The organism is Pseudomonas borbori (assembly GCF_900115555.1).
Lineage (GTDB): Bacteria > Pseudomonadota > Gammaproteobacteria > Pseudomonadales > Pseudomonadaceae > Aquipseudomonas > Aquipseudomonas borbori.
This window is the reverse complement of record NZ_FOWX01000009.1, coordinates 23,285-48,449: the sequence shown is the minus strand read 5'-3', so window position 1 is coordinate 48,449 and position 25,165 is coordinate 23,285. Positions and strand designations below refer to the sequence as shown.

The 25,165-nt window shown below is 66.4% G+C and carries 23 protein-coding genes; 11 read left to right on the top strand and 12 right to left on the bottom strand.

Going from position 1 to position 25,165, the window contains the following annotated elements:
• Positions 1-22 precede the first annotated feature (22 nt).
• From spoT to BM315_RS08625, 3 genes are all read left to right on the top strand, one after another.
• Positions 23-2,131 (top strand): bifunctional GTP diphosphokinase/guanosine-3',5'-bis pyrophosphate 3'-pyrophosphohydrolase, encoded by a 2,109-nt coding sequence (gene spoT / locus BM315_RS08635; RefSeq protein WP_090499857.1) that lies wholly within the window; start codon positions 23-25, stop codon positions 2,129-2,131.
• A gap of 163 nt (positions 2,132-2,294) precedes the next feature.
• A complete protein-coding gene (locus tag BM315_RS08630) occupies positions 2,295-2,675 on the top strand; it encodes a RidA family protein (protein WP_090499854.1) in 381 nt (126 codons plus the stop codon).
• A 52-nt stretch (positions 2,676-2,727) separates the two neighbouring features.
• A complete protein-coding gene (locus BM315_RS08625; protein WP_090499852.1) occupies positions 2,728-3,468 on the top strand; it encodes a hypothetical protein in 741 nt (246 codons plus the stop codon).
• 57 nt (positions 3,469-3,525) lie between these two features.
• Here BM315_RS08625 and BM315_RS08620 read toward each other — a convergent pair whose 3' ends face one another.
• Positions 3,526-4,383: an NAD-dependent epimerase/dehydratase family protein gene (locus BM315_RS08620; protein ID WP_090499850.1), complete on the bottom strand. Its 858-nt coding sequence runs from the start codon at positions 4,381-4,383 to the stop codon at positions 3,526-3,528.
• 112 nt (positions 4,384-4,495) lie between these two features.
• Between BM315_RS08620 and BM315_RS08615 the strand changes: the two genes are divergently transcribed.
• The 3 genes from BM315_RS08615 (at position 4,496) to BM315_RS08605 (ending at position 9,008) form a co-directional block, all read left to right on the top strand.
• Entirely contained in the window at positions 4,496-5,422 is a 927-nt protein-coding gene (locus BM315_RS08615) for a hydrogen peroxide-inducible genes activator (RefSeq protein WP_090499848.1), read from the top strand.
• Between the two features lie 10 nt (positions 5,423-5,432).
• Positions 5,433-7,508, top strand: coding sequence for an ATP-dependent DNA helicase RecG (recG, locus tag BM315_RS08610; protein ID WP_090499847.1), 2,076 nt, complete (start codon positions 5,433-5,435; stop codon positions 7,506-7,508).
• 93 nt (positions 7,509-7,601) lie between these two features.
• Positions 7,602-9,008 (top strand): aminoacyl-tRNA deacylase and HDOD domain-containing protein, encoded by a 1,407-nt coding sequence (locus BM315_RS08605; protein WP_090499845.1) that lies wholly within the window; start codon positions 7,602-7,604, stop codon positions 9,006-9,008.
• Between the two features lie 507 nt (positions 9,009-9,515).
• Here the strand turns inward: BM315_RS08605 and BM315_RS08600 are convergent.
• The 11 genes from BM315_RS08600 to glcD all read right to left on the bottom strand — a co-directional run bounded on the left by BM315_RS08600 (position 9,516) and on the right by glcD (position 20,715).
• Positions 9,516-9,908 carry a helicase gene (locus BM315_RS08600; protein WP_090499843.1) on the bottom strand — a complete coding sequence of 131 codons (393 nt, stop codon included), beginning with the start codon at positions 9,906-9,908 and terminating at the stop codon, positions 9,516-9,518.
• Between the two features lie 164 nt (positions 9,909-10,072).
• On the bottom strand, positions 10,073-10,345 hold the full coding sequence (locus BM315_RS08595) for an HU family DNA-binding protein (protein WP_090499841.1): 273 nt from the start codon (positions 10,343-10,345) through the stop codon (positions 10,073-10,075).
• A gap of 188 nt (positions 10,346-10,533) precedes the next feature.
• Positions 10,534-11,694 carry an NAD(P)/FAD-dependent oxidoreductase gene (locus BM315_RS08590; RefSeq protein WP_170862183.1) on the bottom strand — a complete coding sequence of 387 codons (1,161 nt, stop codon included), beginning with the start codon at positions 11,692-11,694 and terminating at the stop codon, positions 10,534-10,536.
• Positions 11,695-11,766: 72 nt separating this feature from the next.
• Positions 11,767-11,934 (bottom strand): rubredoxin, encoded by a 168-nt coding sequence (locus BM315_RS08585; RefSeq protein ID WP_090499839.1) that lies wholly within the window; start codon positions 11,932-11,934, stop codon positions 11,767-11,769.
• 149 nt (positions 11,935-12,083) lie between these two features.
• Positions 12,084-12,251 carry a rubredoxin gene (locus BM315_RS08580; protein ID WP_079203891.1) on the bottom strand — a complete coding sequence of 56 codons (168 nt, stop codon included), beginning with the start codon at positions 12,249-12,251 and terminating at the stop codon, positions 12,084-12,086.
• Positions 12,252-12,356: 105 nt separating this feature from the next.
• A complete protein-coding gene (locus tag BM315_RS08575) occupies positions 12,357-14,057 on the bottom strand; it encodes an L-lactate permease (RefSeq protein WP_090499837.1) in 1,701 nt (566 codons plus the stop codon).
• A 161-nt stretch (positions 14,058-14,218) separates the two neighbouring features.
• A complete protein-coding gene (locus BM315_RS08570; protein ID WP_090499835.1) occupies positions 14,219-16,396 on the bottom strand; it encodes a malate synthase G in 2,178 nt (725 codons plus the stop codon).
• Between the two features lie 77 nt (positions 16,397-16,473).
• On the bottom strand, positions 16,474-16,875 hold the full coding sequence (locus BM315_RS08565; protein ID WP_090499834.1) for a heme-binding protein: 402 nt from the start codon (positions 16,873-16,875) through the stop codon (positions 16,474-16,476).
• A 55-nt stretch (positions 16,876-16,930) separates the two neighbouring features.
• On the bottom strand, positions 16,931-18,148 hold the full coding sequence (glcF, locus tag BM315_RS08560; protein WP_090499832.1) for a glycolate oxidase subunit GlcF: 1,218 nt from the start codon (positions 18,146-18,148) through the stop codon (positions 16,931-16,933).
• Between the two features lie 3 nt (positions 18,149-18,151).
• On the bottom strand, positions 18,152-19,216 hold the full coding sequence (gene glcE, locus BM315_RS08555) for a glycolate oxidase subunit GlcE (RefSeq protein WP_090499830.1): 1,065 nt from the start codon (positions 19,214-19,216) through the stop codon (positions 18,152-18,154).
• Positions 19,216-20,715 (bottom strand): glycolate oxidase subunit GlcD, encoded by a 1,500-nt coding sequence (gene glcD / locus BM315_RS08550; RefSeq protein ID WP_090499828.1) that lies wholly within the window; start codon positions 20,713-20,715, stop codon positions 19,216-19,218. The genes glcE and glcD overlap by 1 nt, the downstream gene beginning before the upstream one ends.
• 256 nt (positions 20,716-20,971) lie before the next feature.
• On the opposite strand from glcD, the gene glcC reads away from it, so the two are divergent.
• From glcC to BM315_RS24830, 5 genes are all read left to right on the top strand, one after another.
• The gene (gene glcC / locus BM315_RS08545) at positions 20,972-21,748 is read left to right on the top strand and encodes a transcriptional regulator GlcC (RefSeq protein ID WP_090499827.1); all 777 of its coding nucleotides are present in this window, start codon (positions 20,972-20,974) and stop codon (positions 21,746-21,748) included.
• Between the two features lie 127 nt (positions 21,749-21,875).
• On the top strand, positions 21,876-22,427 hold the full coding sequence (locus tag BM315_RS08540; RefSeq protein ID WP_090499825.1) for a chorismate--pyruvate lyase family protein: 552 nt from the start codon (positions 21,876-21,878) through the stop codon (positions 22,425-22,427).
• Positions 22,428-22,547: 120 nt separating this feature from the next.
• Positions 22,548-23,441 carry a 4-hydroxybenzoate octaprenyltransferase gene (gene ubiA, locus BM315_RS08535; protein ID WP_090499823.1) on the top strand — a complete coding sequence of 298 codons (894 nt, stop codon included), beginning with the start codon at positions 22,548-22,550 and terminating at the stop codon, positions 23,439-23,441.
• A 144-nt stretch (positions 23,442-23,585) separates the two neighbouring features.
• The gene (locus BM315_RS08530; protein WP_212632942.1) at positions 23,586-24,737 is read left to right on the top strand and encodes an AlbA family DNA-binding domain-containing protein; all 1,152 of its coding nucleotides are present in this window, start codon (positions 23,586-23,588) and stop codon (positions 24,735-24,737) included.
• Entirely contained in the window at positions 24,629-25,114 is a 486-nt protein-coding gene (locus BM315_RS24830; protein WP_212632943.1) for a Fic family protein, read from the top strand. Before BM315_RS08530 ends, BM315_RS24830 begins: the two co-directional genes overlap by 109 nt.
• Positions 25,115-25,165 lie beyond the last annotated feature (51 nt).

Below are 25,165 nucleotides of genomic sequence, written 5' to 3'. Positions count from 1 at the left end.
AGAGTCGGCTGGGAGGTCATCCATGCCGAGCATAGACGCCTTCGCCGATCGACTGTCGAGCTACCTGGATAACGACCAGGTCAATCTGGTTCGTCGCGCCTACTTCTACGCCGAACAGGCCCACGACGGCCAGCGTCGGCGCAGCGGCGAAGCCTACGTCACCCATCCGCTGGCGGTGGCGAATATCCTGGCCGACATGCACATGGACCATCAGAGCCTGATGGCGGCCATGCTGCATGACGTGATCGAAGACACCGGCATCGCCAAGGAAGCGCTCAATGCGCAGTTCGGCGAGACCGTGGCCGAACTGGTCGACGGGGTCAGCAAGCTGACCCAGATGAACTTCGAAACCAAGGCCGAGGCGCAGGCCGAGAACTTCCAGAAGATGGCCATGGCCATGGCCCGCGACATCCGCGTGATCCTGGTCAAGCTGGCCGACCGCCTGCACAACATGCGCACCCTGGAAGTGCTGTCCGGCGAGAAGCGCCGGCGCATCGCCAAGGAAACCCTGGAAATCTACGCCCCCATCGCCAACCGCCTGGGCATGCACAGCATGCGCGTGGAATTCGAGGACCTGGGTTTCAAGGCAATGCACCCGATGCGCTCCGAACGCATCCGCGCGGCGGTGCGCCGCGCCCGTGGCAACCGCAAGGAAATCGTCAACAAGATCGAGGAGTCGCTGACCCACTGCCTGGCCCGCGAAGGCCTGGAGGGCGAGGTACTCGGCCGCGAAAAGCACCTCTACGGCATCTATCAGAAGATGCGCGGCAAACGTCGGGCGTTCAACGAAATCATGGACGTCTACGCTTTTCGCATCGTGGTCGACAAGGTCGACACCTGCTACCGCGTGCTCGGCGCCGTGCACAACCTGTACAAGCCGCTGCCCGGACGCTTCAAGGACTACATCGCGATACCCAAGGCCAACGGCTACCAGTCGCTGCATACCACGCTGTTCGGCATGCACGGCGTGCCCATCGAGATCCAGATCCGCACCCGCGAGATGGAAGAAATGGCCAATAACGGCATCGCCGCGCACTGGCTGTACAAATCCAACGAAGAAGACCAGCCCAAAGGCACCCACGCCCGCGCCCGCCAGTGGGTCAAGGGCGTGCTGGAGATGCAGCAGCGCGCCGGCAACTCGCTGGAATTCATCGAGAGCGTGAAGATCGACCTGTTCCCCGACGAGGTCTATGTGTTCACGCCCAAGGGCCGCATCATGGAGCTGCCCAAGGGCTCGACTGCGGTCGATTTCGCCTACGCGGTGCACACCGATGTCGGCAATACCTGCATCGCCTGCCGCATCAACCGCCGCCTGGCGCCGCTCTCCGAACCGCTGCAAAGCGGCGCCACCGTGGAGATCGTCAGCGCCCCCGGCGCACGGCCGAACCCGGCCTGGCTGAATTTCGTGGTCACCGGCAAGGCGCGCACGCACATTCGCCACGCCCTCAAACTGCAGCGCCGCTCGGAGTCGATCAGCCTCGGCGAGCGCCTGCTGAACAAGGTCCTGACCGGCTTCGATAGCCACCTGGACAAGCTGGTTCCCGAGCGCGTGCAGGCGGTGCTTGGCGAATATCGCCTGGAAGTGATCGAGGATCTGCTGGAAGACATCGGCCTGGGCAACCGCATGGCCTACGTGGTGGCGCGCCGCCTGCTGGCCAGCGACGGCGAGCAGCTGCCGAGCGCCGAAGGGCCGCTGGCGATCCGCGGCACCGAAGGCTTGGTGCTGAGCTACGCCAAGTGCTGCACGCCGATTCCCGGCGACCCGATCGTCGGCCACCTTTCCGCCGGCAAGGGCATGGTGGTGCACCTGGACAGCTGCAGGAACATCGGCGAGATCCGCCACAACCCGGAAAAGTGCATCCAGCTGTCCTGGGCCAAGGACGTGGTCGGCGAATTCAACGTCGAACTACGCATCGAGCTGGAGCATCAGCGCGGCCTGATCGCCCTGCTGGCCGGCAGCGTCAACGCCGCCGACGGCAATATCGAGAAGATCAGCATGGACGAGCGCGACGGCCGTATCAGCGTCGTGCAACTGGTGGTCAGCGTGCATGACCGCATCCACCTGGCCCGGGTGATCAAGAAGCTGCGCGCGCTCAAGGGCGTGATGCGCATCACCCGGGTAAGAGCCTGACGGCAGTACCAAAGCGGATGACCGCCCCGCAGCCACAAGCAACAGCCCCCGCCCCTTGCAGCCCCTGGCTTGCAGCCTGTAGCCTGATACCCGTTTTTACTTGCAGCTTGAGGGGGCGGCCATCCGCCTTGCCGCTTGAAGCTGCTTCTTCCAAGGAGTCCCCATGAGCAAGAGCGTCATCAACAGCGAAAAAGCCCCGGCAGCCATCGGCACCTATTCCCAGGCGATCAAGGCCGGCAACACCGTCTATATGTCCGGGCAGATCCCGCTGGACCCGCAGACCATGGAACTGGTCGAAGGCTTCGAAGCCCAGACCGTGCAGGTCTTCGAGAACCTCAAGGCGGTCATGGAAGCCGCTGGCGGCTCGTTCAAGGACGTGGTCAAGCTGAACATCTTCCTCACCGACCTGGCGCATTTCGCCACCGTCAACGAAGTCATGGGCCGCTACTTCCAGCAACCCTATCCGGCCCGCGCCGCCATCGGCGTAGCAGCGCTGCCGAAGGGCGCCCAAGTGGAAATGGACGCGATCCTGGTCCTCGAATAAGTCTCCGGCGGGGCGCGCTGCCCCGCCATTCTTCTTGCACAAGGAATGGCCCATGCGCCCCCTTCTCGCGGTGTTACTCGGCGCCTCGCTGCTCGGCGGCTGTGCCGGCAAGCCTGGCGACCCGAGCGGCACCTGGATCAACCAGGCGGCGATCGATGCCGCTAGCGAAGGTGGCAACCTGCGCGAAGCACTGCTCGCCTATGGCCCCAACCTGGAGTGGCATATCCAGCCGCAACGCCGGCTCGCCGCTTACAGCAACGGTTTCGAGCAGGGCGAAGGCCAATTGCTCGACGAGGACGAAGACCGCTGGCGGGTCGATTTTTACGCCGACTATCACGAATCGCTCAGCCTCAGCGGCGATACCCTGCTGCAGGCCGCCAGCGACACCTGGCCGGAGCAACGCTTTGCCCGTCCGACAACGCCTGCAGCGGTGGATGCCCCGCTGGGCAGGAGCTTCGAGCAAGCGCTCTACAGCGCCTACCTGGGCGGCAGCTGGACGATCAGGCAAGGCCTGGGCGCAGGTGGTCTGGTGCTGTTCCAGCCTGACGGCCGCGTCGAAGGCCTGCCCGGCACCGAACGCTATGCCCTGTGCCTGGCCGGCGACTGCGCCGCGATGAGCGGCGAATTCGACAGCGTCTGGCTGCAACTCGGCGAACAGGGCCAGGCCTGGCTGTTCGAACGCAACGACCACTACCTGAGCATCTTCGCCGCACTCAACCGCGCGCAGAGCGATGAAATGCCCGATTACCACAAGGGCGAACTGCACTGGCGGCTTGAGCGCACCAGCCGCTAGCCCGGCGGCAATCCGGCGCATGCATGGCCTGCCCCCCGGATCACCTCCACGCCGACCTCAAGGCTGCGCCAGCACCGCCGCGTAGCCTTCGCGATAGCTCGGGTATTGCGGCGCCCAGCCCAGGGCCCGGGCCCGGGCGTTGCTGCAGCGTTTGCTGCCGGCGCGGCGCACCGTCGCCTGCTCGGCCCAGTGGCTGACGCCCAACTGCCCGCGCAGCCAGGCCACCACTTCGTGCAGCGGCGCCGGCTCATCGTCGACGCCGATATAACAGTCCGCCAGCCTCAGCCCGCGGGCATCGGCTTGCAGCAGGCAGGCCAGCAAGCCGGCGGCATCGTCGACATGGATCCGATTGCCGTACAGCGGCGGCTCGCTCGCCACCCGGTAGCCCTGGCGCACCTGATTGAGCAGCCACTCCCGGCCCGGCCCGTAGAGGCCGGTCAGGCGCACCAGGCTGGCGGCAATGCCGCTGTGCAGAGCCAGTTGCTCGGCTTCGCGCATGATGCGCCCGGAAAAGCCGCTGGCCTCGGCCGGCGAAGTCTCGTCGATCCACTCGCCGCCCTGCTGGCCATAGACACTGCTGCTGGAGACGAACAGCAGGCGCCTGGGTGCCTGCCCATGCTGCGTCAGCCAGCCGAGCACCCGGCGCAGGCCGTCGACGTAGGCGGCGCGGTAACCGGCCTCGTCGGCTACGCTCGCCGCCGCGCAGTACACCAGGTAATCCAGCCCGCCCGCCGGCCAGGCCGGCGGACAATCATCGGCCTGCAGATCGCCGGCAACCGGCAGGATTGGCGCGGGCAGCTTCTCGACTGCACGGCGCAGACCATGCACCGTCCAGCCCGCCGCCGCCAAACGCAGGCCGAGGCGCGTGCCGACATCGCCGCAACCGGCAATCAACAGACTCGGGCAAGTCGACATGAAACCCTCCCTCCACTCGCTGGCAACAGTAATTCACAGGCAGACAGTCTAGCCCGGTTGGTTGATTGCAATGCAAAGGCTATGCTTGGCAGCAACTTAATGGATAAACACTATGACCCTCACCGAGCTGCGCTACATCGTCACCCTCGCCCAGGAACAGCACTTCGGCCGTGCCGCCGAGCGCTGCCATGTCAGCCAGCCGACCCTGTCGGTGGGGGTGAAGAAGCTCGAGGACGAACTCGGCGTGTTGATCTTCGAGCGCAGCAAGAGCGCGGTGCGCCTGACCCCCGTCGGCGAAGGCATCGTCACCCAGGCGCAGAAGGTGCTGGAGCAGGCCCAGGGCATTCGCGAGCTGGCCCAGGCCGGCAAGAACCAGCTGACCGCGCCGCTGAAGATCGGCGCCATCTACACCGTCGGCCCCTACCTGTTCCCCCACCTGATCCCGCAGTTGCACCGGGTGGCGGCGCAGATGCCGCTGTATATCGAAGAGAACTTCACCCATGTGCTGCGCGACAAGCTGCGCACCGGCGAGCTGGACGCGATCATCATCGCCCTGCCGTTCCAGGAAGCCGACGTGCTGACCCTGCCGCTCTACGACGAACCCTTCTACGCGCTGCTGCCGGCCGGCCACCCCTGGGCGGCGCTGAAGACCATCGACAGCAAACTGCTCAACGACAAGAGCCTGCTGCTGCTCGGCGAAGGTCACTGCTTCCGCGACCAGGTGCTGGAGGCCTGCCCGAGCCTGCGCAAGGGCGGCGAAGAACACGCCCAGCACACCACCGTGGAATCCAGCTCGCTGGAAACCATCCGCCACATGGTCGCCTCCGGCCTCGGCGTGTCGATCCTGCCGCTCTCGGCGGTGGACAGCCACCACTATGCCCCCGGGATCATCGAAGTGCGTCCGCTCAGTGCCCCGGCGCCGTTCCGCACCGTGGCCATCGCCTGGCGCGCCAGCTTCCCGCGGCCGAAAGCCATCGAAATCCTCGCCGACTCGATTCGCCTGTGCTCGGTGGCCCAGCCGCAAGCAAAAACCGCCTGAGGCGCGCCCCATGACCGAGCTCGCTGCGGTTTCCGTCACCGCGCTGAAAGGTGTCGGCGCCGCCCTGGCCGAGAAACTCGCCCGGGTCGGCCTGGAAACCCTGCAGGATGTGCTGTTCCATCTGCCCCTGCGTTACCAGGATCGCACCCGCATCGTGCCGATCGGCGAACTGCGCCCCGGCCAGGATGCCGTGGTCGAAGGCACGGTGGTCGGCGCCGATGTGGTCATGGGCCGCCGGCGCAGCCTGCTGGTGCGCCTGCAGGACGGCAGCGGCAGCCTGTCCCTGCGCTTCTACCACTTCAGCCAGGCGCAGAAGGAAGGCCTCAAGCGCGGCACCCAGGTGCGTTGCTACGGCGAGGTGCGCCCCGGTTCTTCCGGCCTGGAGATCTACCACCCGGAATACCGCGCGCTCTCGGCCAGCGAGCCGATTGCCGTGGAACAGTGCCTGACGCCGATCTACCCGAGCACCGAAGGCCTGACCCAGCAGCGCCTGCGCGCCTTGAGCGAACAGGCCCTGGCCCGCCTCGGCCCGCACAGCCTGCCGGACTGGCTGCCGGGCGAACTGGCCCGCGACTACCGGCTCAGCCCGCTGGATCAGGCCATTCGCTACCTGCACCGGCCACCGCCGGACGCCGACCAGGCCGAACTCGCCGAGGGCCGGCACTGGGCGCAACACCGCCTGGCCTTCGAGGAACTGCTGACCCACCAGCTGTCCCTGCAACGCCTGCGCGAAAGCGTGCGCGCCCAGCAGGCGCCGCCACTGCCGCCGGCCTCACGCCTGCCGCAGCAGTACCTCGCCAACCTGGGTTTCGCCCCCACCGGCGCGCAACAGCGGGTCGGCGCCGAGATCGCCTACGACCTCAGCCAGGACGCGCCCATGCTGCGCCTGATCCAGGGCGACGTCGGCGCCGGCAAGACCGTGGTCGCCGCCTTCGCCGCCCTGCAGGCGCTGGAGGCCGGCTACCAGGTGGCGCTGATGGCCCCCACCGAAATCCTCGCCGAGCAGCACTTCCTCAATTTCAGCAAATGGCTGGCGCCGCTCGGCATCGAGGTCGCCTGGCTGGCCGGCAAGCTCAAGGGCAAGGCCCGCGCCGCGGCGCTGGAACGGATCGCCGGCGGCGCGGCCATGGTGGTCGGCACCCATGCGCTGTTTCAGGACGAGGTCAGATTCGCCCGCCTGGCCCTGGTGATCATCGACGAGCAGCACCGCTTCGGCGTGCAACAACGCCTGGCGCTACGGCAGAAAGGCGTCGGCGGACGCATGTGCCCGCACCAGCTGATCATGACCGCCACGCCTATCCCGCGGACCCTGGCGATGAGCGCCTATGCCGACCTCGACACCTCGATCCTCGATGAGCTGCCGCCCGGCCGCACCCCGGTGAACACCCTGGTGATCGCCGACAGCCGCCGCCCGGAGGTGATCGAGCGGGTGCGCTCGGCCTGCAACGAAGGGCGCCAGGCCTACTGGGTGTGCACCCTGATCGAGGAGTCCGAGGAGCTGACCTGTCAGGCGGCGGAGACCACCTTCGAGGATCTGGTCGCCGCACTTGGCGGGCTCAATGTCGGGCTGATCCACGGGCGCATGAAGCCGGCGGAAAAGGCCGCGGTGATGGAGCAGTTCAAGCAGGGCCAGTTGCAGCTGCTGGTCGCCACCACCGTGATCGAGGTCGGCGTCGACGTCCCCAATGCCAGCCTGATGATCATCGAGAACCCCGAACGCCTGGGCCTGGCCCAGTTGCACCAGTTACGTGGGCGAGTCGGCCGCGGCAGTGCCGCCAGCCATTGCCTGCTGCTCTACCACCCGCCGCTGTCGCAATTGGGCCGCGAACGCCTGGGCATCATGCGCGAGACCTGCGATGGTTTCGTCATCGCCGAAAAAGACCTGGAGCTGCGCGGCCCGGGAGAAATGCTCGGCACCCGGCAAACCGGTCTGTTGCAATTCAAGGTCGCCGACCTGATGCGTGACGCCGACCTGCTGCCGGCCGTGCGCGACGCCGCGCAAGCCCTGCTGGAACACTGGCCGCAGCATGTCAGCCCACTGCTCGAACGCTGGCTGCGCCATGGCCAGCAATACGGACAAGTGTGAACCAGTTCACGGGGCATCCGTCACCTGCCCCCGCGATCCACTGGCCTGCTGTTTATACTTCGGGCATTTGCGCCCCTCGAACCGGATGCCGTTATGAGTGATGTAGCCCTCGCCCCAGATACCGCAGCGCCCCCGCCGCCGGTAATCGTGCAATTGCTGGATAAACTCGGCCTGGCCTATCGGGTACACCGCGAGCATTGCGGCTTACCCGCCGCGCAACGCATACAGGCGGTGCTGCTGGAGGATGCGGTGGGCGCCTTGCTGGTGCTCTATCCACAGAATCAACTGCTTGCCCTCGATCGCCTGGCCGAACTGACCGGGCGCAAACTGGTGGCGGTGAAACCCGAGCGCCTGCAACGCATGCTCGCCAGGCATGCCCTCGGCGTATTGCCCGGCCTGCCACAGTTGACCAGCTCGCCCTGCCTGTACGACGAGCGCCTGCTCCAGGTGCCGAGTCTGTACATCGAATCCGGCCAACCCGGCGTGCTCCTGGAAATAGCCCGCGACGCCTTCAAGAGCCTGCTGAGCAAGGCCAGCGCCGCCCGTATCGGCGAACCGCTGAGCAATATCCGGCCCAACCTCGACCGCCCCGACGACGACCGCGCCGAGATCACCCAGGCGGTGCAGGCCTTCACTGCGCGGCGCATCCAGCAACGCCTGGAAGAAACCATCGAGATCCCGCCACTGGCGGAAACCGCGCAGAAGATCATCAAGCTGCGGGTCGATCCGGATGCCACGGTGGACGACATCACCGGGGTGGTCGAAACCGACCCGGCGCTGGCCGCCCAGGTGGTCAGTTGGGCGGCCTCGCCCTACTACGCCGCGCCCGGCAAGATCCGCTCGGTGGAAGACGCCATCGTCCGCGTGCTGGGCTTCGATCTGGTAATCAACCTGGCCCTCGGCCTGGCTTTGGGCAAGACCCTCAGCCTGCCCAAAGACCAGCCGCAACAGGCCACGCCCTATTGGCAACAGGCGATCTACACCGCCGCGGTGATCGAGGGCCTGACCCGGGCCATGCCCCGCGCCCAGCGCCCGGAAGCGGGGCTGACTTACCTCGCCGGGCTGCTGCACAACTTCGGCTACCTGGTCCTGGCCCATGTCTTTCCGCCGCACTTCTCGCTGATCTGCCGGCACCTGGAGGTCAACCCGCACCTGTCGCACAGCCATGTCGAACAGCACCTGCTGGGCATCAGCCGCGAGCAGATCGGCGCCTGGCTGATGCGTTACTGGGACATGCCCGAAGAACTGGCCAGCGCTCTGCGCTTCCAGCACGACCCCGAGTATGCCGGCCCCCATGCGGCCTACCCGAACCTGGTGTGCCTGGCGGTCAACCTGCTGCGCAACCGCGGCATCGGTGCCGGCCCGGCCAGCGAGATTCCGCAGAGCCTGTTCGATGCCCTGGAGCTGAGCCGCGACAAGGCCGAGGACGCGGTGAACAAGGTTCTCGCCGCAGAAGTGGCGCTACGCGAACTGGCGAGCCAGTTTCATCCACCGCATTGAAGCCGCTGGCCCCCGGGATTGCAGACGATGCTGTTCACTCAAGCCAAGTGAGCAGCATTTTTCGTAGACCCTGTGTTTATTTACAAGACCTGCGACCTCGGGTGGATCGGGGCACGTAGCTGACGCGTCAGCCATCCAGCAACTGCGCTGGTGGATGAAAAAAGCGTCATTCACCCTACCTCGCTGAAGCGCAGCGCCACCCTGCAGCCCGGATGAAATCCGGGGAAGTCTCGGCAACTCCTACGATGGGCATCAATCGCCGGCGCCCCGCAGCTGGCGCGGCGACGCCTGGCTTACGACAAGCGCCCTGAGAAGGTCACTTGAGTGAACAGCATTGCGCGGTTGCGGCGTTTTTTGCAGGATGCGCTTGAGCGCAGCGCTAGCCATCGCAGATCGACAGCGGCATCGCGTCACGCAGGGCGGGTCGGGCGGCTTCGCCCCCGGGTTGCGCTGCAGGCTGCGAATCCGGGGAAGTTGTACGCGGCAGCCGGCCAGCGACGCGGGCTATCAGGCGGCTTGTTTCTCGCTGGTTTTCTTTTTCGGCACCAGGTACTTGGTCAGGCCCTGGAACCAGATCACCAGGGCCGGGTTGCCTTGGATCTGGATGTCCTTGTTCTGGATGCCCTGCATGAAGGCCAGCTGCTTGTTCTTCGCGTTCATGGTGGCGAAGCCGTAGGCCGCATCCTTGAAACCCAGGGCGAAGGCCGGTTGGCTGGCCGGGCCGCGCTTGCTGCTGATGCGCTGGTCCTTGACGATAAAGTGGCGGGCCACCTTGCCATCCAGGGTGTGCAATTGGAACTGCATGTCACGGTCGACCAACTGCTGCTGGAAAGCCGGGTTGTCACGGCTGGCCTTGGCCATCAGGCGTCCCAGCATCCACAGGAGAAAACGGAATTTCATGCGCACGGCCTCGATCGGAGAAGGGAATTGGCGGCGCATTGTAGTGTTTTTTACACAGGACTACAGTCCGCTGTCGAGGCCGGCAGAAGCAGAACAGGCGGTCGAGTTGCGACCCTGTCGTCAGGCCGATAGCCCGGAGCCAGGCGGCTCCGGGCTGGCGAGGCTCAGTTGACCGCGTCTTTCAGGGACTTGCCCGGTTTGAAGGCGACGGTGTTGCTGGCCTTGATCGTGACCGGCTGACCGGTTTGCGGGTTTTTGCCGGTGCGAGCACCGCGGTGACGCTGCACGAAAGTACCGAAGCCCACCAGGGTCACACTGTCCTTGCGGTTCAGTGCACCGGTGATTTCTTCCAGTACGGTGTTGAGTACACGATTTGCCTGATCTTTGCTCAGATCTGCCTTTTCGGCGATGGCGGCGGCGAGTTCCGGTTTACGCATAAATGCCCCTTTGACGGTTTGTTGTTGTTGTGTCCGTGCTGCTCATCCAGAACAGCGCCCAAGGCGCCGCAACAGCTCTACTCTGCGGCAGACCTCAGGGAGAATGGCATGGGATGCGGGCCTGCGCCAGTCTTGCCCGGCAGTTTAACCGGACAATTTAAGGGTGTTTACGCCAGAACGACTGACATTCACGCCAGCAGCGCCGGCAACTGCTTATTCAGCGCGAGCTTTTCCTGCACGGCCGTGCCGGTCAAGGCGTAGCCGAGCAGGCTGCCGGCGGCATCGTGGCACAGCGCCTTGATATCGCTGCCGCTGCCCTCGACCGTCCATTCGCCCTGCAGGCCGCGCGGCGGCGGTGACACCACCAACGGGCACACCGGAGTCTTCACCGTCACCGGCATGGGTCCGTAACGAACCGCCGTCGGCTTGCCGGCCAGGGTCTGGGCCAGGGCGCGGGCACAGGCCATCAACGGCATGACGTACTGCAGGTTGAGGCCATCGACCTCGGCGCAATCGCCCAGCGCATAGATGTGGGCGTGGGAGCTGCGCAGCTCGCGGTCGACCACCACCCCGCGGTTGACCGCCAGGCCGGCGGCCGCGGCCAGCTCGGTACGCGGACGCAAGCCGACCGCCGAGAGCACCAGATCGCAGGCGATCGGCGTGCCGTCGGACAGCCGTCCTTGCAGGCCCGTGCCGGCGCGCTCGAGGCTGGCCAGCACCGGACCGAGGTGGAAGCGCGCCCCTAGGCTTTCCAGGCCCGCCTGCACCGCCGCAGCCGCCGCTGGATGCAGCAGGCCGGGCATGACCTGCTCGCAGGGCGCCACCAGCTCGACCTGATAGCCGCCGAGGCTGAGGTCGTTGGCGAACTCGCAGCCGATCAGGCCGGCGCCGAGCAGCAGCACACGCTTCTTCCCGGCCGCGGCGGCGCGAAAGCGGGCGTAGTCCTCCAGGTCGTTGATCGACAGGATCGCGTCCTGGGCGTCGCCCGCGACCGGCACCCGGATCGGCTCGGCGCCCCAGGCCAGCACCAGGTCGCGGTAGGCCAGCGCCTCCTCGCCGATCCACAGGCGCTTATGCACCGGGTCGATGCCGGTGATGCGCGTATGGGTGTAAATCTCGGCCTTGAGCTGTTCGGCCATGGCGCCAGGTTCGGCCATGCTCAAGCCATCGGCGTCCTTGTGCTTGCCGAAGCCGGTGGACAGCATCGGCTTGGAGTAGAAGCGTCCGTCATCGGCGCTGATCAGCAGCAACGGGGTGTCGCCGTCCAGCTTGCGAAATTCCCGGGCCAGGTTGTAGCCGGCCAGGCCGGTCCCGACGATAACCACAGGCGGCGCCACAGCTGCACTCATATTCACTTCCTCACTCGGCAAAACAGCGCCACGGCTCAGGCCGTCGCCACTTCCATGGAATATTCAGGGGGCTCAGCTGATCTCGATCATCTCGAAATCCTGCTTGCCGGTGCCGCAGTCCGGACACAGCCAGTCCGCTGGGATGTCTTCCCAGGGGGTACCCGGCGCCAGGCCTTCTTCGGGCAGACCTGCGGCTTCATCGTAGATAAAGCCGCAGACGATGCATTGCCACTTGCGCATGGCGACCTCCGCGCGCTGGGAATTTCCCCGACCCTAGCGCACTTGCCCACCACGCGCCAAGCCCGAGCCGCGCCAACGACGGGGCGGCCGGCAATTGCCCGCCCATAAAAAACGGCGACCCTGGGGTCGCCGTTGTTTATGGCTTGTGATCAGCCGATTTCGATCATCTCGAAATCCAGTTTGCCCACGCCGCAGTCCGGGCACAGCCAGTCTTGCGGTACGTCTTGCCACGGCGTACCCGCGGCGATGCCTTCGTCGGGCCAGCCCTGGCTTTCGTCGTAAATCAATCCACAGACCACACATTGCCACTTCTTCATAACGTCCTCGGGTGCCTCTCGGGTAGTGCATGCAGGCACGCTACCGGAAATCCACCGGTGCGCCAAGCCGCCGGCCGGGCAATTGCGCCCGGCGGCAGGCCGCGATCAGCGCGCGATGAGCAGCGGATCGCTGATGGCCATGGCATACATGGCGATCAGGGTCAGGCTACCGGCGGCCAGGAGGTAGTACAGGGTCGGCAGCATGGTCTTGCGCAGGGTGATGCCTTCGCGCCCTAGCAGGCCCACGGTGGCCGAGGCCGCGACCACGTTGTGGATCGCGATCATGTTGCCAGCGGCCGCACCGACCGACTGCGCCGCTACCATCATCGCCCCGGACACGCCGAGCAGCCCGGCGGTGTTGAACTGGAACTGCGAGAGCATCAGGTTGGACACGGTGTTGGAGCCGGCGATAAAGGCGCCCAGTGCGCCCACGGCCGGGGCGAAGAACGGGTACACGCCGCCCACGCTGTCGGCCACCAGTTGCGCCATGGCCACCGGCATCGACATCAGGTCGGAAGCGTTGACCCCGGAGTTGATCAGGATACGCACCATCGGAATGGTGAAGATCAACACGAAACCGGCACCCAGCAGGGTGCGGCTCGACTCGCTGACCGCGGCCTTCAGCTCACTGAAGCGCATGCGGTGCAGGAAGCAGGTCACGATCACCACCATGCACAGGATGCCGCCCGGCAGGTACAGCGGCTCCAGGGTTCCGGAGACGCCGGTTTCGCCGAGGATGTCCTTCCAGCCGAAGCTGACCGAGATCAGCGCCGCCTTGAGCTCGGGGAAGATCCGCGACAGCACCAGGAAGATCGCCAGCAACAGGTATGGGGCCCAGGCCATGGGGACGGACACCGGGGTCTTGCCCGCGACATCCTCGATCTTCATCTCGATCTTGCCCATCCACTCGGACGGCCAGTCTTTCGCTTCGGCGAAGTCCCAGGTCTGCTTCGGCAGCAGGAAGCCCGCCTTGGCAGCCGGCACGACGATGGCCAGACCGACCATGGCGCCGATCATCGACGGAAATTCCGGACCGAGGAACACCCCGGCGGCCATGTACGGCACGGAGAAGCAGATCGCGGTGAAGATGGCGAATGGCGCCACCGCCAGGCCTTCCTTCCACGATTTATTCTTGCCGAAGAAGCGGGTCATGATCATCACCATGATCAGCGGCATCAGCAGGCCGATCAGGCCGTGGACAATCGCCACCCGCGAGTAGATCAGGTGGAAGAACACCTCCCAGTTACTGTTCAGGGCGAGCAATTGCTCACTCATGCCGACCTTGTCCAGGCCGCCAGCCACTCCCACCAGTATCGGCGTGCCGACCGCACCGAAGGACACCGGGGTGGATTGCACCATCATCCCCAAGACCACTGCGGCCAAGGCCGGAAAGCCCAGGGCGACCAGCAGTGGCGCCGCCACCGCGGCCGGGGTGCCGAAACCGGAGGCACCCTCGATGAAGCAGCCGAACAGCCAGGCGACGATCAGGGCCTGCACCCGCCGATCCGGGGTGATATTGGCAAAGCCGCGGCGGATCGCACTGATACCACCGGAGTGTTTGAGGGTGTTGAGCAGCAGAATCGCACCGAAGATGATCCAGAGGATCGCGGCGGTGAGGATCAGCCCTTGCAAGCTGGAAGCCACGACCCGGTTGAGGGACATGTCCCAGGCGGTCAGGCCGATCAGAGCGGTGAGCAGGAAGACCACCGGCATGGCGTACTTGGCCGGCCAGCGAAAGCCGATCAGCAGCACGCCTGCCAGCACCAGCGGCACGAAGGCAAGGATGGACAGTAGCGTTTGATTCATGAGTTGGGTCCTTTTTATTTGTTGTGAACCACTGTTGCCCGGAATGACCCGGTATCACGCATCGGAGCCGGTCAGGCCCGCGAACACCGCTCCTGCGGCATTCATGCTCAAAAGCCCCGGACGCATGCGCACACGGGGCTGAATTCAGTTCGCCAGGCGCGTTACGCCTCCTGCTTGAAGCGCAAGCGCCAGGCGTGCAGCAGCGGCTCGGTATAGCCGCTGGGCTGTTCGCGGCCCTTGAACACCAGGTCACTGGCGGCGCGGAAGGCATGCGAGCGCTCGAAGTCCGCCGCCATCGGCCGATACAGCGGATCGCCGGCATTCTGCCCATCGACCACCCTGGCCATGCGCTGCAGGGTCTCCTCGACCTGCGCCCGCTCGACCACGCCGTGGTGCAGCCAGTTGGCGATGTGCTGGCTGGAGATGCGCAAGGTGGCGCGGTCTTCCATCAGGCCGACGTTGTGGATGTCCGGCACCTTGGAGCAGCCGACGCCCTGTTCGACCCAGCGCACCACGTAACCGAGGATGCCCTGGCAGTTGTTGTCCAGTTCCTCCTGGATATCCGCCTCGCTCCAGCTGCGCTCGAGGGCCACGGGAACCGTCAGCAGGTCGTCGAGCAGGCGCTCGCGCTCGGCGTTGAAGTCGATGCTTTCCAGTTCGCGCTGCACCGCCTGCACGTCGACCTGGTGGTAATGCAAGGCATGCAGCACGGCGGCGGTCGGCGACGGCACCCAGGCGGTGTTGGCACCGGCCTTGGGGTGGGCAATTTTTTGTTCGAGCATGGCGGCCATCAGATCCGGCATGGCCCACATGCCCTTGCCGATCTGCGCGCGGCCGCGCAGGCCGCAGCTGAGACCGACCAGCACGTTGTTGCGCTCGTAGGCCTGAATCCACGGCGTGCTCTTCATGTCGCCCTTGCGCAGCATCGGCCCGGCTTCCATGGCCGTGTGCATCTCGTCACCGGTGCGGTCGAGGAAGCCGGTGTTGATGAAGGCCACCCGCGCGCTGGCGGCGCCGATGCAGGCCTCGAGGTTGACGCTGGTGCGCCGCTCCTCGTCCATGATGCCCATCTTCAGGGTGTTGCGCGGCAGCTCCAGGAGGTCTTCGATACGGCCGAACAGCTGGTCGGCGAAGGCCACTTCGAACGGGCCGTGCATCTTCGGCTTGACGATATACACGCTGCCGCTGCGCGAATTGCCCCGGCGCTTGAGGTCGTGCAGGGCGATCAGGCTGGTCATCACCCCGTCGAGAATGCCTTCGGGGATCTCGCGACCTTCGCCGTCGAGGATCGCCGGGTTGCTCATCAGGTGACCGACGTTGCGCACGAACAGCAGCGAACGGCCGTGCAGGGTCAGGTTACTGCCGTCGGTGCCGCGGTACTCGCGGTCCGGGTTGAGGCGGCGGGTGATGCGCTTGCCGCCCTTGTCCAGCTCCTCGCTCAGGTCGCCCTTCATCAGGCCCAACCAGTTGCGGTAGATCAGCACCTTGTCGTCGGCATCGACCGCGGCGACCGAGTCTTCGCAATCGAGAATGGTCGACAGCGCCGCTTCCATCAGCAGGTCCTTGACCCCGGCGGCATCGGTCTGGCCGATCAGGCTGCTCGGGTCGATCTGGATCTCCACATGCAGGCCGTTGTTCTGCAGCAGGATGGCGCTGGGCTGCGCCGCCTCGCCCTGGTGGCCGCGGAATTTTTCCGGCTGGCGCAGGCCGCTGTGCGTGCCATTGGCCAGGCCGACCTGTAACTGGCCGGCGACCACCCGGTAACTGACGGCGTCGGCATGCGAACCGCTGGCCAAAGGCGCGGCCTGGTCGAGGAAGGCCCGGGCGAAGGCGATCACCCTGGCCCCGCGCACCTGGTTGTAGTCGGGGCCCCTCTGCGCCCCGCCCTCTTCGCCGATCGCGTCGGTGCCGTAGAGCGCGTCATACAGCGAGCCCCAGCGCGCATTAGCGGCGTTCAGCGCGTAGCGCGCATTCATCACCGGCACCACCAGCTGCGGGCCGGCCTGGCGGCTGATCTCGCTGTCGACCTGGGCTGTACTGGCCTGCACGCTGGCCGGTGGCGGCAGCAGGTAACCGATGGCTGCGAGGAAGGCGCGGTAGGCCGGCATATCCGTCACCGGCCCCGGATGGGCGCGGTGCCAGGTGTCCAGTTCGCCCTGCAGGCGCTCGCGCTCGGCCAGCAGCGCACGGTTGTGCGGCGCCAGGTCGTGCACCAGGGCGTCGAAGCCGGCCCAGAAGGCCTCGCGCGCGAGCCCGGTGCCCGGCAGCACTTCTTCATCGACGAAACGTTGCAGGTTGGCGGCCACTTGCAGGCGCTGGCAGTTCACGCGATCGGTCATCTTCGGTTCTCCAATTCAGTCTTCACCTGCCCCGCGGCAACAGCGGCGGGGGTCAGGCTTTGTTCGGTGCTTTGCGTTCAGGCCAGGGCGGCGACACCGGCCTTGGCGACCTGGGCGTCCTGCTCGGCCTTGACCCCGGACACGCCGACCGCGCCAATCACCTGGCCGTCGACGATCAGCGGCACACCGCCTTCGAGGGAGGTCAACAGCGGTGCGGACAGGAAGGCGCTGCGACCGCCGTTGACCATGTCCTCGTAACCCTTGGTCTCGCGCCGGCCGATCGCCGCACTGCGCGCCTTTTCGCCGGCGATATAGGCGCCGATCGGCGCGCAGCCGTCGAGGCGTTCGAGGGCCAGCGGATGACCGCCGTCATCGACCACGGCAATGCTGACGGCCCAGTTGTGCTGCTGCGCCTCGGCGCGCGCAGCTTTGATGATGCGGGCGACTTCGGCTTGACCCAGTACGGCTTTGCTTTGCATGTTCTTTCCTCATGATTGATTGGCGCGTGATGCGCGAATTCGCGGGCCGAGACTCTCAGCCCATGGCCTCTTCCACCACTTCGATCCAGTGGCGCACCGGGGTGCGGCCAGCGCCGTCGAGGTGGGTCTGGCAGCCGATGTTGGCGGTGACGATCACCTGCGGCTTGCCGCTTTCCAGGGCGTCCATCTTGTTGTCGCGCAACTGCCTGGACAGCTCCGGCTGAGTGATCGAGTAGGTACCGGCCGAACCGCAGCACAGGTGCCCATCGGCCACCGCGGTGAGCTGGAAGCCCAGGCGGGCGAGCACGCCCTCGACGGCGCCGCCGAGTTTCTGCGCATGCTGCAGGGTGCACGGGCAATGGAAGGCCAGGCGCTGGTCGCCGCGCACGCCGAGCGCTTCCAGCGGCTCGCCGCGCAGCACTTCGACCAGATCCTTGGCCAACTCGCTGACCCGCTTGGCTTTCGCCGCGTAGGCCGGGTCCTGTTCGAGCAGGTGGCCATAATCCTTGACGAAGGCGCCGCAGCCGCTGGCGGTCTGCACGATGGCTTCGACGCCGACCTCGATCGCCGGCCACCAGGCGTCGATATTGCGCCGGGCACGCTGCAGGCCCTGTTCCTGGGCGTCGAGGTGGTAATCCACAGCGCCGCAACAGCCGGCTTCACGCACGCTGGTAATGCTGATGCCGAGGCGATCGAGCACCCGCGCCGTGGCCGCGTTGGTGTTGGGCGACAGGCCGGCCTGCACGCAGCCTTCGAGGATCAGTACGCGGCGGCCGTGCTGCGCCGGCGGGCGCGGCTTGGCCGGGCGGATCTGCCGCGGCAGCTTGGCCTTGAGCACGGCCGGCAGCAGCGGACGGAAGGCCTCACCGGCCTGGACCAAGGCCTTGAACAGGGCCGGCCGCGGCACCAGGGCGCGCAGGCTTTCGCGCAGCACGCGCTGGCCCAGCGGACGCGGCACGGCCTGGTCGACCACGGCGCGGCCGATGTCCAGCAGGTTGTGGTAGTCGACCCCGGACGGGCAGGTGGTTTCGCAGTTGCGGCAGGTCAGGCAGCGATCCAGGTGCAACTGGGTCTTGGCAGTGACCTGGTTGCCCTCCAGCACCTGCTTGATCAGGTAGATGCGCCCACGCGGGCCGTCCAGCTCGTCGCCGAGCAGCTGGTAGGTCGGGCAGGTGGCGTTGCAGAAGCCGCAATGCACGCAGCTGCGCAGGATGCTTTCGGCTTCTTCGCCCCGCGGCAGACGCTTGGCTTGATCAGTTAAATTGGTCTGCACGGTTCACACCTCGGCGTACATGCGGCCAGCGTTGAAGATCCCCTGCGGGTCGAGCTGGGCTTTTAGCTGGCGGTGATAGCGCAGCAAAGGCGCGGACAGGGGCTGGAACGGGCTGTCGCAGACGCCGGCGCTGAAGCAGCTGGCATGCCCACCGGCGGCGCTGGCGATACTGCGGATCTGCGCCGCCTCGGCCGCCGATTTCAGCCAGCGCTGGGCGCCGCCCCAGTCGATCAACTGCTCGCCGGGCAGCGCCAGCAGCGGGGTGTTGTTGGGCAGCGACAGGCGCCACAACGGCCGCGGATCGGCGAAGAAGGTCAGGCGCTGCTCGTTCAGCTGCTGCCAGTAGGTCGGGTCGAGCGGCTCGCCGCCAAGGTGCTCGCGGGCCGCGGCCACCGAACCTTCGCCGCCTTCCAGGCGCAGGTGCAGGGCGTGACCGTCATGGCTGGCGGCGCTCAGCGGGAGCGGCTGCTGGCCCCACTCGGCGAGCTGGCGCAACGCGCTCTCGACATCCATCTCCAGGCGCAGACTGAGGCACTGGCGGGGCTTGGGCAGCACCTTGAGCGACACCTCGGTGATCAGGCCCAGGCAGCCGAAACTGCCCACCAGCAGGCGCGACAGGTCATAGCCGGCAACGTTCTTCATCACTTCGCCGCCGAAACGCAGGTGCTTGCCGTGACCGCTGATCAGGCGCGTGCCCAGGACCATGTCACGCACCGACCCGGCCCAGGGCCGGCGCGGGCCGGACAGGCCCGTGGCGACCATGCCGCCGACGGTGGCGTCGCCGCCGAAGCTCGGCGCCTCGCAGCTGAGCATCTGCCCGGCCTCGTCCAGCGCCGCCTGCAATTCGGCCAGCGGGGTGCCGGCACGGGCGGTGATCACCAGTTCGGTCGGGTCGTAGCTGACGATGCCGCGATGGGCGCGGCTGTCGATCACTTCGCCCGCGACCTTGCGGCCGAGAAAGGCCTTGCTGTTGCCGCCCTGAATGCGCAGCGGCAGCGCATGGTTGAGGGCGTGATTGACCTGTTCCAGCAGCGCCGTGCTGGCATCGAAATCATGCGGCATGTGCATCAGAAACGCTCCAGGTCGGGAAAGGGCAGCTGGCCGTGGTGCACATGCATGGCGCCGAATTCGGCGCAGCGGTGCAGGGTCGGAATGTTCTTGCCGGGGTTGAGCAGGCCCTTGGGATCGAAGGCCGCTTTCACCGCGTGGAACAGGGTCAACTCGTCGCTGTTGAACTGGGCGCACATCTGATTGATCTTCTCGCGGCCGACGCCGTGCTCGCCGGTGATGCTGCCGCCGACTTTCACGCAGAGCTCGAGGATCTTGCCGCCGACGGCTTCGGCGCGCTCCAGCTCGCCGGGCTGGTTGGCATCGAACAGGATCAGCGGGTGCATGTTGCCGTCGCCGGCGTGGAACACGTTGGCCACGCGCAGGCCGTACTCGGCGGACAGCTCGGCGATCCCCCTGAGCACGCCCGGCAACTCGCGGCGCGGAATGGTGCCGTCCATGCAGTAGTAGTCCGGCGAGATGCGCCCGACCGCCGGGAAGGCGTTCTTGCGCCCGGCCCAGAACCTGACCCGTTCGGCCTCGTCGCGGGCCAGGCGCACTTCGCTGGCGCCGGCCTCTTCCAGTACCGCGCGCACCCGCTCGCAGTCGTCCTGCACGTCGGCTTCGACACCGTCCAGTTCACACAGCAGAATGGCCTCGGCCTCGACCGGGTAGCCGGCATGGATGAAGTCTTCGGCGGCGCGGATCGCCAGGTTGTCCATCATCTCCAGGCCGCCGGGGATGATGCCGGCGGCGATGATGGCGCCGACCGCGCGCCCGGCTTTTTCCACCGAGTCGAAACTGGCCAGCAGCACCTTGGCTTCCTGCGGCTTGGGTAGCAGCTTGACCGTGACCTCGGTGATGATGCCGAGCATGCCTTCCGAACCGGTGAACAGCGCGAGCAGGTCAAAACCCGGCGCATCCAGGGCATCGCTGCCCAGGGTCATATGCTCGCCCTCGACCGTGAGGACCTCCACCTTGAGCAGGTTGTGCACGGTCAGGCCGTATTTCAGGCAGTGCACGCCGCCGGCGTTCTCGGCCACGTTGCCGCCGATCGAACAGGCGATCTGCGAGGACGGATCCGGCGCGTAATACAGTCCATGGGGCGCGGCGGCCTGGGAAATCGCCAGGTTGCGCACACCAGGCTGGACCCGGGCGAAGCGCCCGGCCGGGTTGACCTCGAGGATCTTGTTGAAGCGCGCCAGCACCAGCAGGATGCCCTGTTCCAGCGGCAAGGCGCCGCCGGACAAGCCGGTGCCGGCACCGCGCGCCACCACCGGCACGCCGCGCTGGTAGCAGAGCTTGAGCAGACGCTCGACCTGTTCGATGCGCTCGGGCAGCACCACCAGCATCGGCGTGGCGCGGTAGGCCGAGAGGCCATCGCATTCGTAGGGCTTGAGGTCTTCCTGGCTGTGCAGTACCTCCAGGTCGGGCAGCTGCTCGCGCAATGCGGCCAGCAGGGCTGGCTTATCGACGCTGGGCAGCGGGCCATCGACGCGCTCGTCGTACAGAATGCTCATGGCAGGCTCACTCGGGTGGTGTAGCGGGTGTACTCGTTATGGCGCAGCCGGGCAGCGCTGCGCGGGTTGTGCAGCATCTTTAGCCCCCGGCAACCTTGACGTCCATCATCAACCACACTGGTATGACCAGTTTTTTTCGACCCGCACGCCGCCACTTATCGACTCAGGCTTTGTCCAGCCTGGCTGATACGTCTATATTGGCCAGCATAATTTCAACAAACAATAACTGGTCCTACCAGTCAGCGAGCGCGCCACTATGGATGCAGCACAGCCCGCAATACGTCGCCAGGTCAGCGATGTGGTGGCCGAGAAAATCGAGCGACTGATCGTCGACGGCGTGCTCAAGGCCGGCCAGGCCCTGCCCTCGGAACGGCGCCTGTGCGAGAAGCTGGGCATCTCCCGCTCGGCCCTGCGCGAAGGGCTCAAGGTGCTGCGCGGGCGCGGCATCATCGAGACCGCCCAGGGCCGCGATTCGCGGGTCGCCAGCCTCAGCGGGCCGCGCGACGCCAGCCCGCTGATGCACCTGTTCAGCTCGCAGCCACGCACCCTGTTCGACCTGCTCGAAGTGCGCGCCCTACTCGAGGCCGAGTCGGCGCGCCTGGCCGCCCTGCGCGGCACCGACGCGGATTTCGTCCTGCTGACCCGGCGCTACGAGGAAATGCTCGCCGCCCACCACGAGCCGCCGAGCGAGGTCGAACCGCGCGAACATGCGCGCCTCGACCATGCCTTCCACCTGGCCATCTGCGAGGCGGCGCACAACCCGGTGCTGCTGCACACCCTGCAATCGCTGACCGACCTGATGCTCAACTCGGTATTCGCCTCGGTGAACAACCTCTATCACCGGCCGCTGCAGAAACGCCAGATCGACCGCCAGCATGCACGCCTGTACCACGCGGTGCTCGAGCGCCTGCCGGAACAGGCGCAACGCGCGGCGCGCGAGCATATCCTCAGCATCCGCGACAACCTCAAGGAGATCGAGCAGGAGGAACAGCGCCTGGTGCGCGCGACCATGCGCCTGGAGGGTTGGGCGTAGCAGTACAGCCCGGATGCGATCGGGGAGGGCGCAGGCGCATCAGCCCCGGATTGCATCCGGCTACCTGTCTGGCGGCGGTGAACGTCCGTGCTAGACTCGCGCGCTTCCGATTCGTGGTGATTCTGCCGTGCCCCACGCCGCCCTCGCCCACCCGCCACGCTGGCTGACCGCCAGCCAACTGCACCCGGTCCCCGCTGCCGGCGTGCGCGACTGGCTGTTCAATCAAGACTCGCTGACCCGCCGACTGACCGCGCTGTCGCAAGACGGCTTCAGCGTCACCCCGCTGGTCGAGGGCTGGCAGCGTCTGCGCAGCGACGAATGCAGCGCCCTCAACGTCGCCGCCGGCAGTCAGGGCTGGGTGCGCGAAGTGTACTTGCGCGGCCACGGCCAGCCCTGGGTATTCGCCCGTAGCGTGGCCGCCCGCAGCGCCCTGGAAGGCTCCGGCCTGGCCCTGGAACAACTCGGCAGCCGCTCGCTCGGCGAACTGCTGTTCAGCGACCGCGCCTTCGACCGCGGCGCCCTGCAAGTCTGCCGTTACCCGGCGCCCTGGCTGCCCGGCGAGGTGCGCACCGAACGCCTGTGGGGGCGCCGCTCCTGCTTCAGCCGCGGCGCCCTCGGGGTGCTGGTGGCCGAAGTGTTTCTGCCCGAATTCTGGCCGGCCACCGGGATCGAGGCGTAGGGCGGGCCGGGCGGCGATCCGCTTCAACCCACCAGTCGAAATGCACCATGTGGTGGGCTGAAGCCCACCCTACCCGCGCACGCCCGTATAATCCGCGCACCCCGCACGGAGACGCGCCCGATGTACACCCACCTGCTCAAATCGCTGAATAGTCTGCACCCACGCGCCTGGGACTTCGTCCAGCTGATGCGCCTGGAAAAACCCATCGGCATCTACCTGCTGCTATGGCCGACGCTGTGGGCCCTGTGGGTCGCGGCCGAAGGCGTGCCGAGCGCGAAGAACCTGTTTATCTTCGTCTTCGGCGTGATCCTGATGCGCGCCGCCGGCTGCGTGATCAACGACTACGCCGACCGCAACTTCGACGGCCACGTCAAACGCACCCAGGCGCGCCCGCTGGCCAGCGGCAAGGTCACGCCACGCGAGGCGCTGATCCTGTTCGCCGGGCTGGTGGCGCTGGCCTTCGGCCTGGTGCTGCTGACCAACGCCGCGACCATCTGGCTGTCCTTCGGCGGCCTGGCCCTGGCCGCCTGCTACCCGTTCATGAAGCGCTACACCTTCTACCCCCAGGTGGTGCTGGGCGCGGCCTTCTCCTGGGGCATGCCCATGGCCTTCACCGCCGAGACCGGCAGCGTACCGCCGGAAGCCTGGCTGCTGTACATCGCCAACCTGCTGTGGACGGTGGCCTATGACACCTACTACGCCATGGCCGACCGCGACGACGACCTGAAGATCGGGGTCAAATCCACCGCCATCCTGTTCGGCGACGCCGACCGCCTGATCATCGCCATCCTCCAGGGTCTGGCCCTGCTGTGCCTGTTACTGGCCGGCGCACGCTTCGAACTGGGCCTGTCTTTCCACCTCGGCCTGCTGGTGGCGGCAGCCTGCTTCGCCTGGGAATACCAACAGACGCGCAACCGCAAGCCGATGGCCTGCTTCAACGCCTTCCTGCACAACCACTGGGCCGGGCTGGCGATCTTTGTCGGTCTGGTGCTGGATTACGCCCTGCGGGCGTAGGCAGGCGTTTTGCCTTGGGCGTTCGGCGGGCTACTATCCAGGCTCGCCCGCCCAGTTATGCGAGACAAGGCAGCCCATGATCCTGAGCCCACCGCTGGACCAGCCCTGCGAACAGAGAACATGCGCAGGCGTCGAGGCCGCGCCATGACTCCCGAGCGCTTGGCGCGCCTGCTGTGTGATGGCGAGGGGCTGACGGTCGAGTTCAAGTGCGCCCGCGAGGCGCTCAATCGCGATGTCTACGAAACCATCTGCGCCTTTCTCAACCAGCGCGGTGGCATCTTGGTGCTGGGCGTGGCAGACGATGGCAGCGTCACCGGCATCGCGCCCGAGGCCGTGGTGCAGATGCGCAAGGACCTGGCCAATACCCTGCACAACCCGCAGAAGATCAACCCGCCGATGCCGCTGGTGCCCGAACAGCTGGAGTTGAACGGACAGACACTGTTGCTGCTGAACGTGCCGGAAAGCTCCCAGGTGCACAGCTGCAATAACCGGATCTTCAGCCGCAACGAAGATGGCGACTTCGATATCACCGGCCACAGCCAGCTACTGGGTGAGTTGTATCTGCGCAAGCAGGTGAGCTACAGCGAAAACCGCATCTTCCCGTTTATCCGCCTGGACGACCTGCGCAGCGACCTGATCGAGCGGGTGCGGCATAACGTGCGCCTGCAACGCAGCGCTCACCCCTGGGCCGAGCTGGAGGATCTGGAGCTGCTGAAGAGCGCGCGGCTGTATCAGCGCGACTACCAGACCGGACAGGAAGGCATCTCCCTGGCCGGCGCCCTGCTGTTCGGCCGCGACGAGGTGGTGCTGGGCGTGGTGCCGCACCACCGCACCGACGCCATATTGCGCGTGCACGACCTGGACCGTTACGACGACCGCGCCGATATCCGCAGCAACCTGCTGGAAAGCTACGACCGGCTGATGGCCTTTGTCGGCAAGCATATCGTCGACCCCTTCTATCTGGAGGGCGACCAACGCGTCAGCCTGCGCGAGCGGATCTTCCGTGAGGTGGTGGCCAACCTGCTGATCCACCGCGAATACCTCAATCCGTTCCCGGCCAAGCTGATCATCCAGCGCGACCGGGTGACCACGGAGAACAGCAACAACCCCACGGCATCGGCCTGCTGCGCCCGGACGACTTCGCCCCATCGCCGAAAAATCCGGCCATCGCCCGGGTATTCCGCGAGATGCAGTGGGCCGAGGAGCTGGGTTCCGGGGTGCGCAACCTGTTCAAGTACGCCCGCGCCTTCGGCGGCCAGGACCCAATTCTCAGCGAGGAGTCGATCTTCCGCGTGACCGTGATGCTGCCGCAATTGGCGCTGGTCAGCGGAGCTTTGCCGGCACTGACATTGGCCGCAACTCTTTCGCAGCCAGAGTCACAGCCAGAGTCGCAGCCAGAGTCACAGCCAGAGTCACAGCCAGAGTCACAGCCAGAGTCGCTGGAGACCAGGGTGTTGCGTTGCCTACTGGCTGGCGAACTGAGCAAGGCGGCACTTTCCAGCGCCCTTGGGCAAAAAAGCATCTCCGGGCCACTCAACCAGGTGGTGCGCCAGCTGCTGGGCGCAGGCCTGATCGAATACAGTTTGCCGGACAAACCCAATAGCCGGCTGCAAAAATACCGCCTCACGCCCGCCGGGCAGGCGCATCTGAATCAGCAGGACACTTCGTTGTGAGCAACGACACCCACGCCATCGCCGCCAAGGTCTGGAGCGTCGTACCACCCG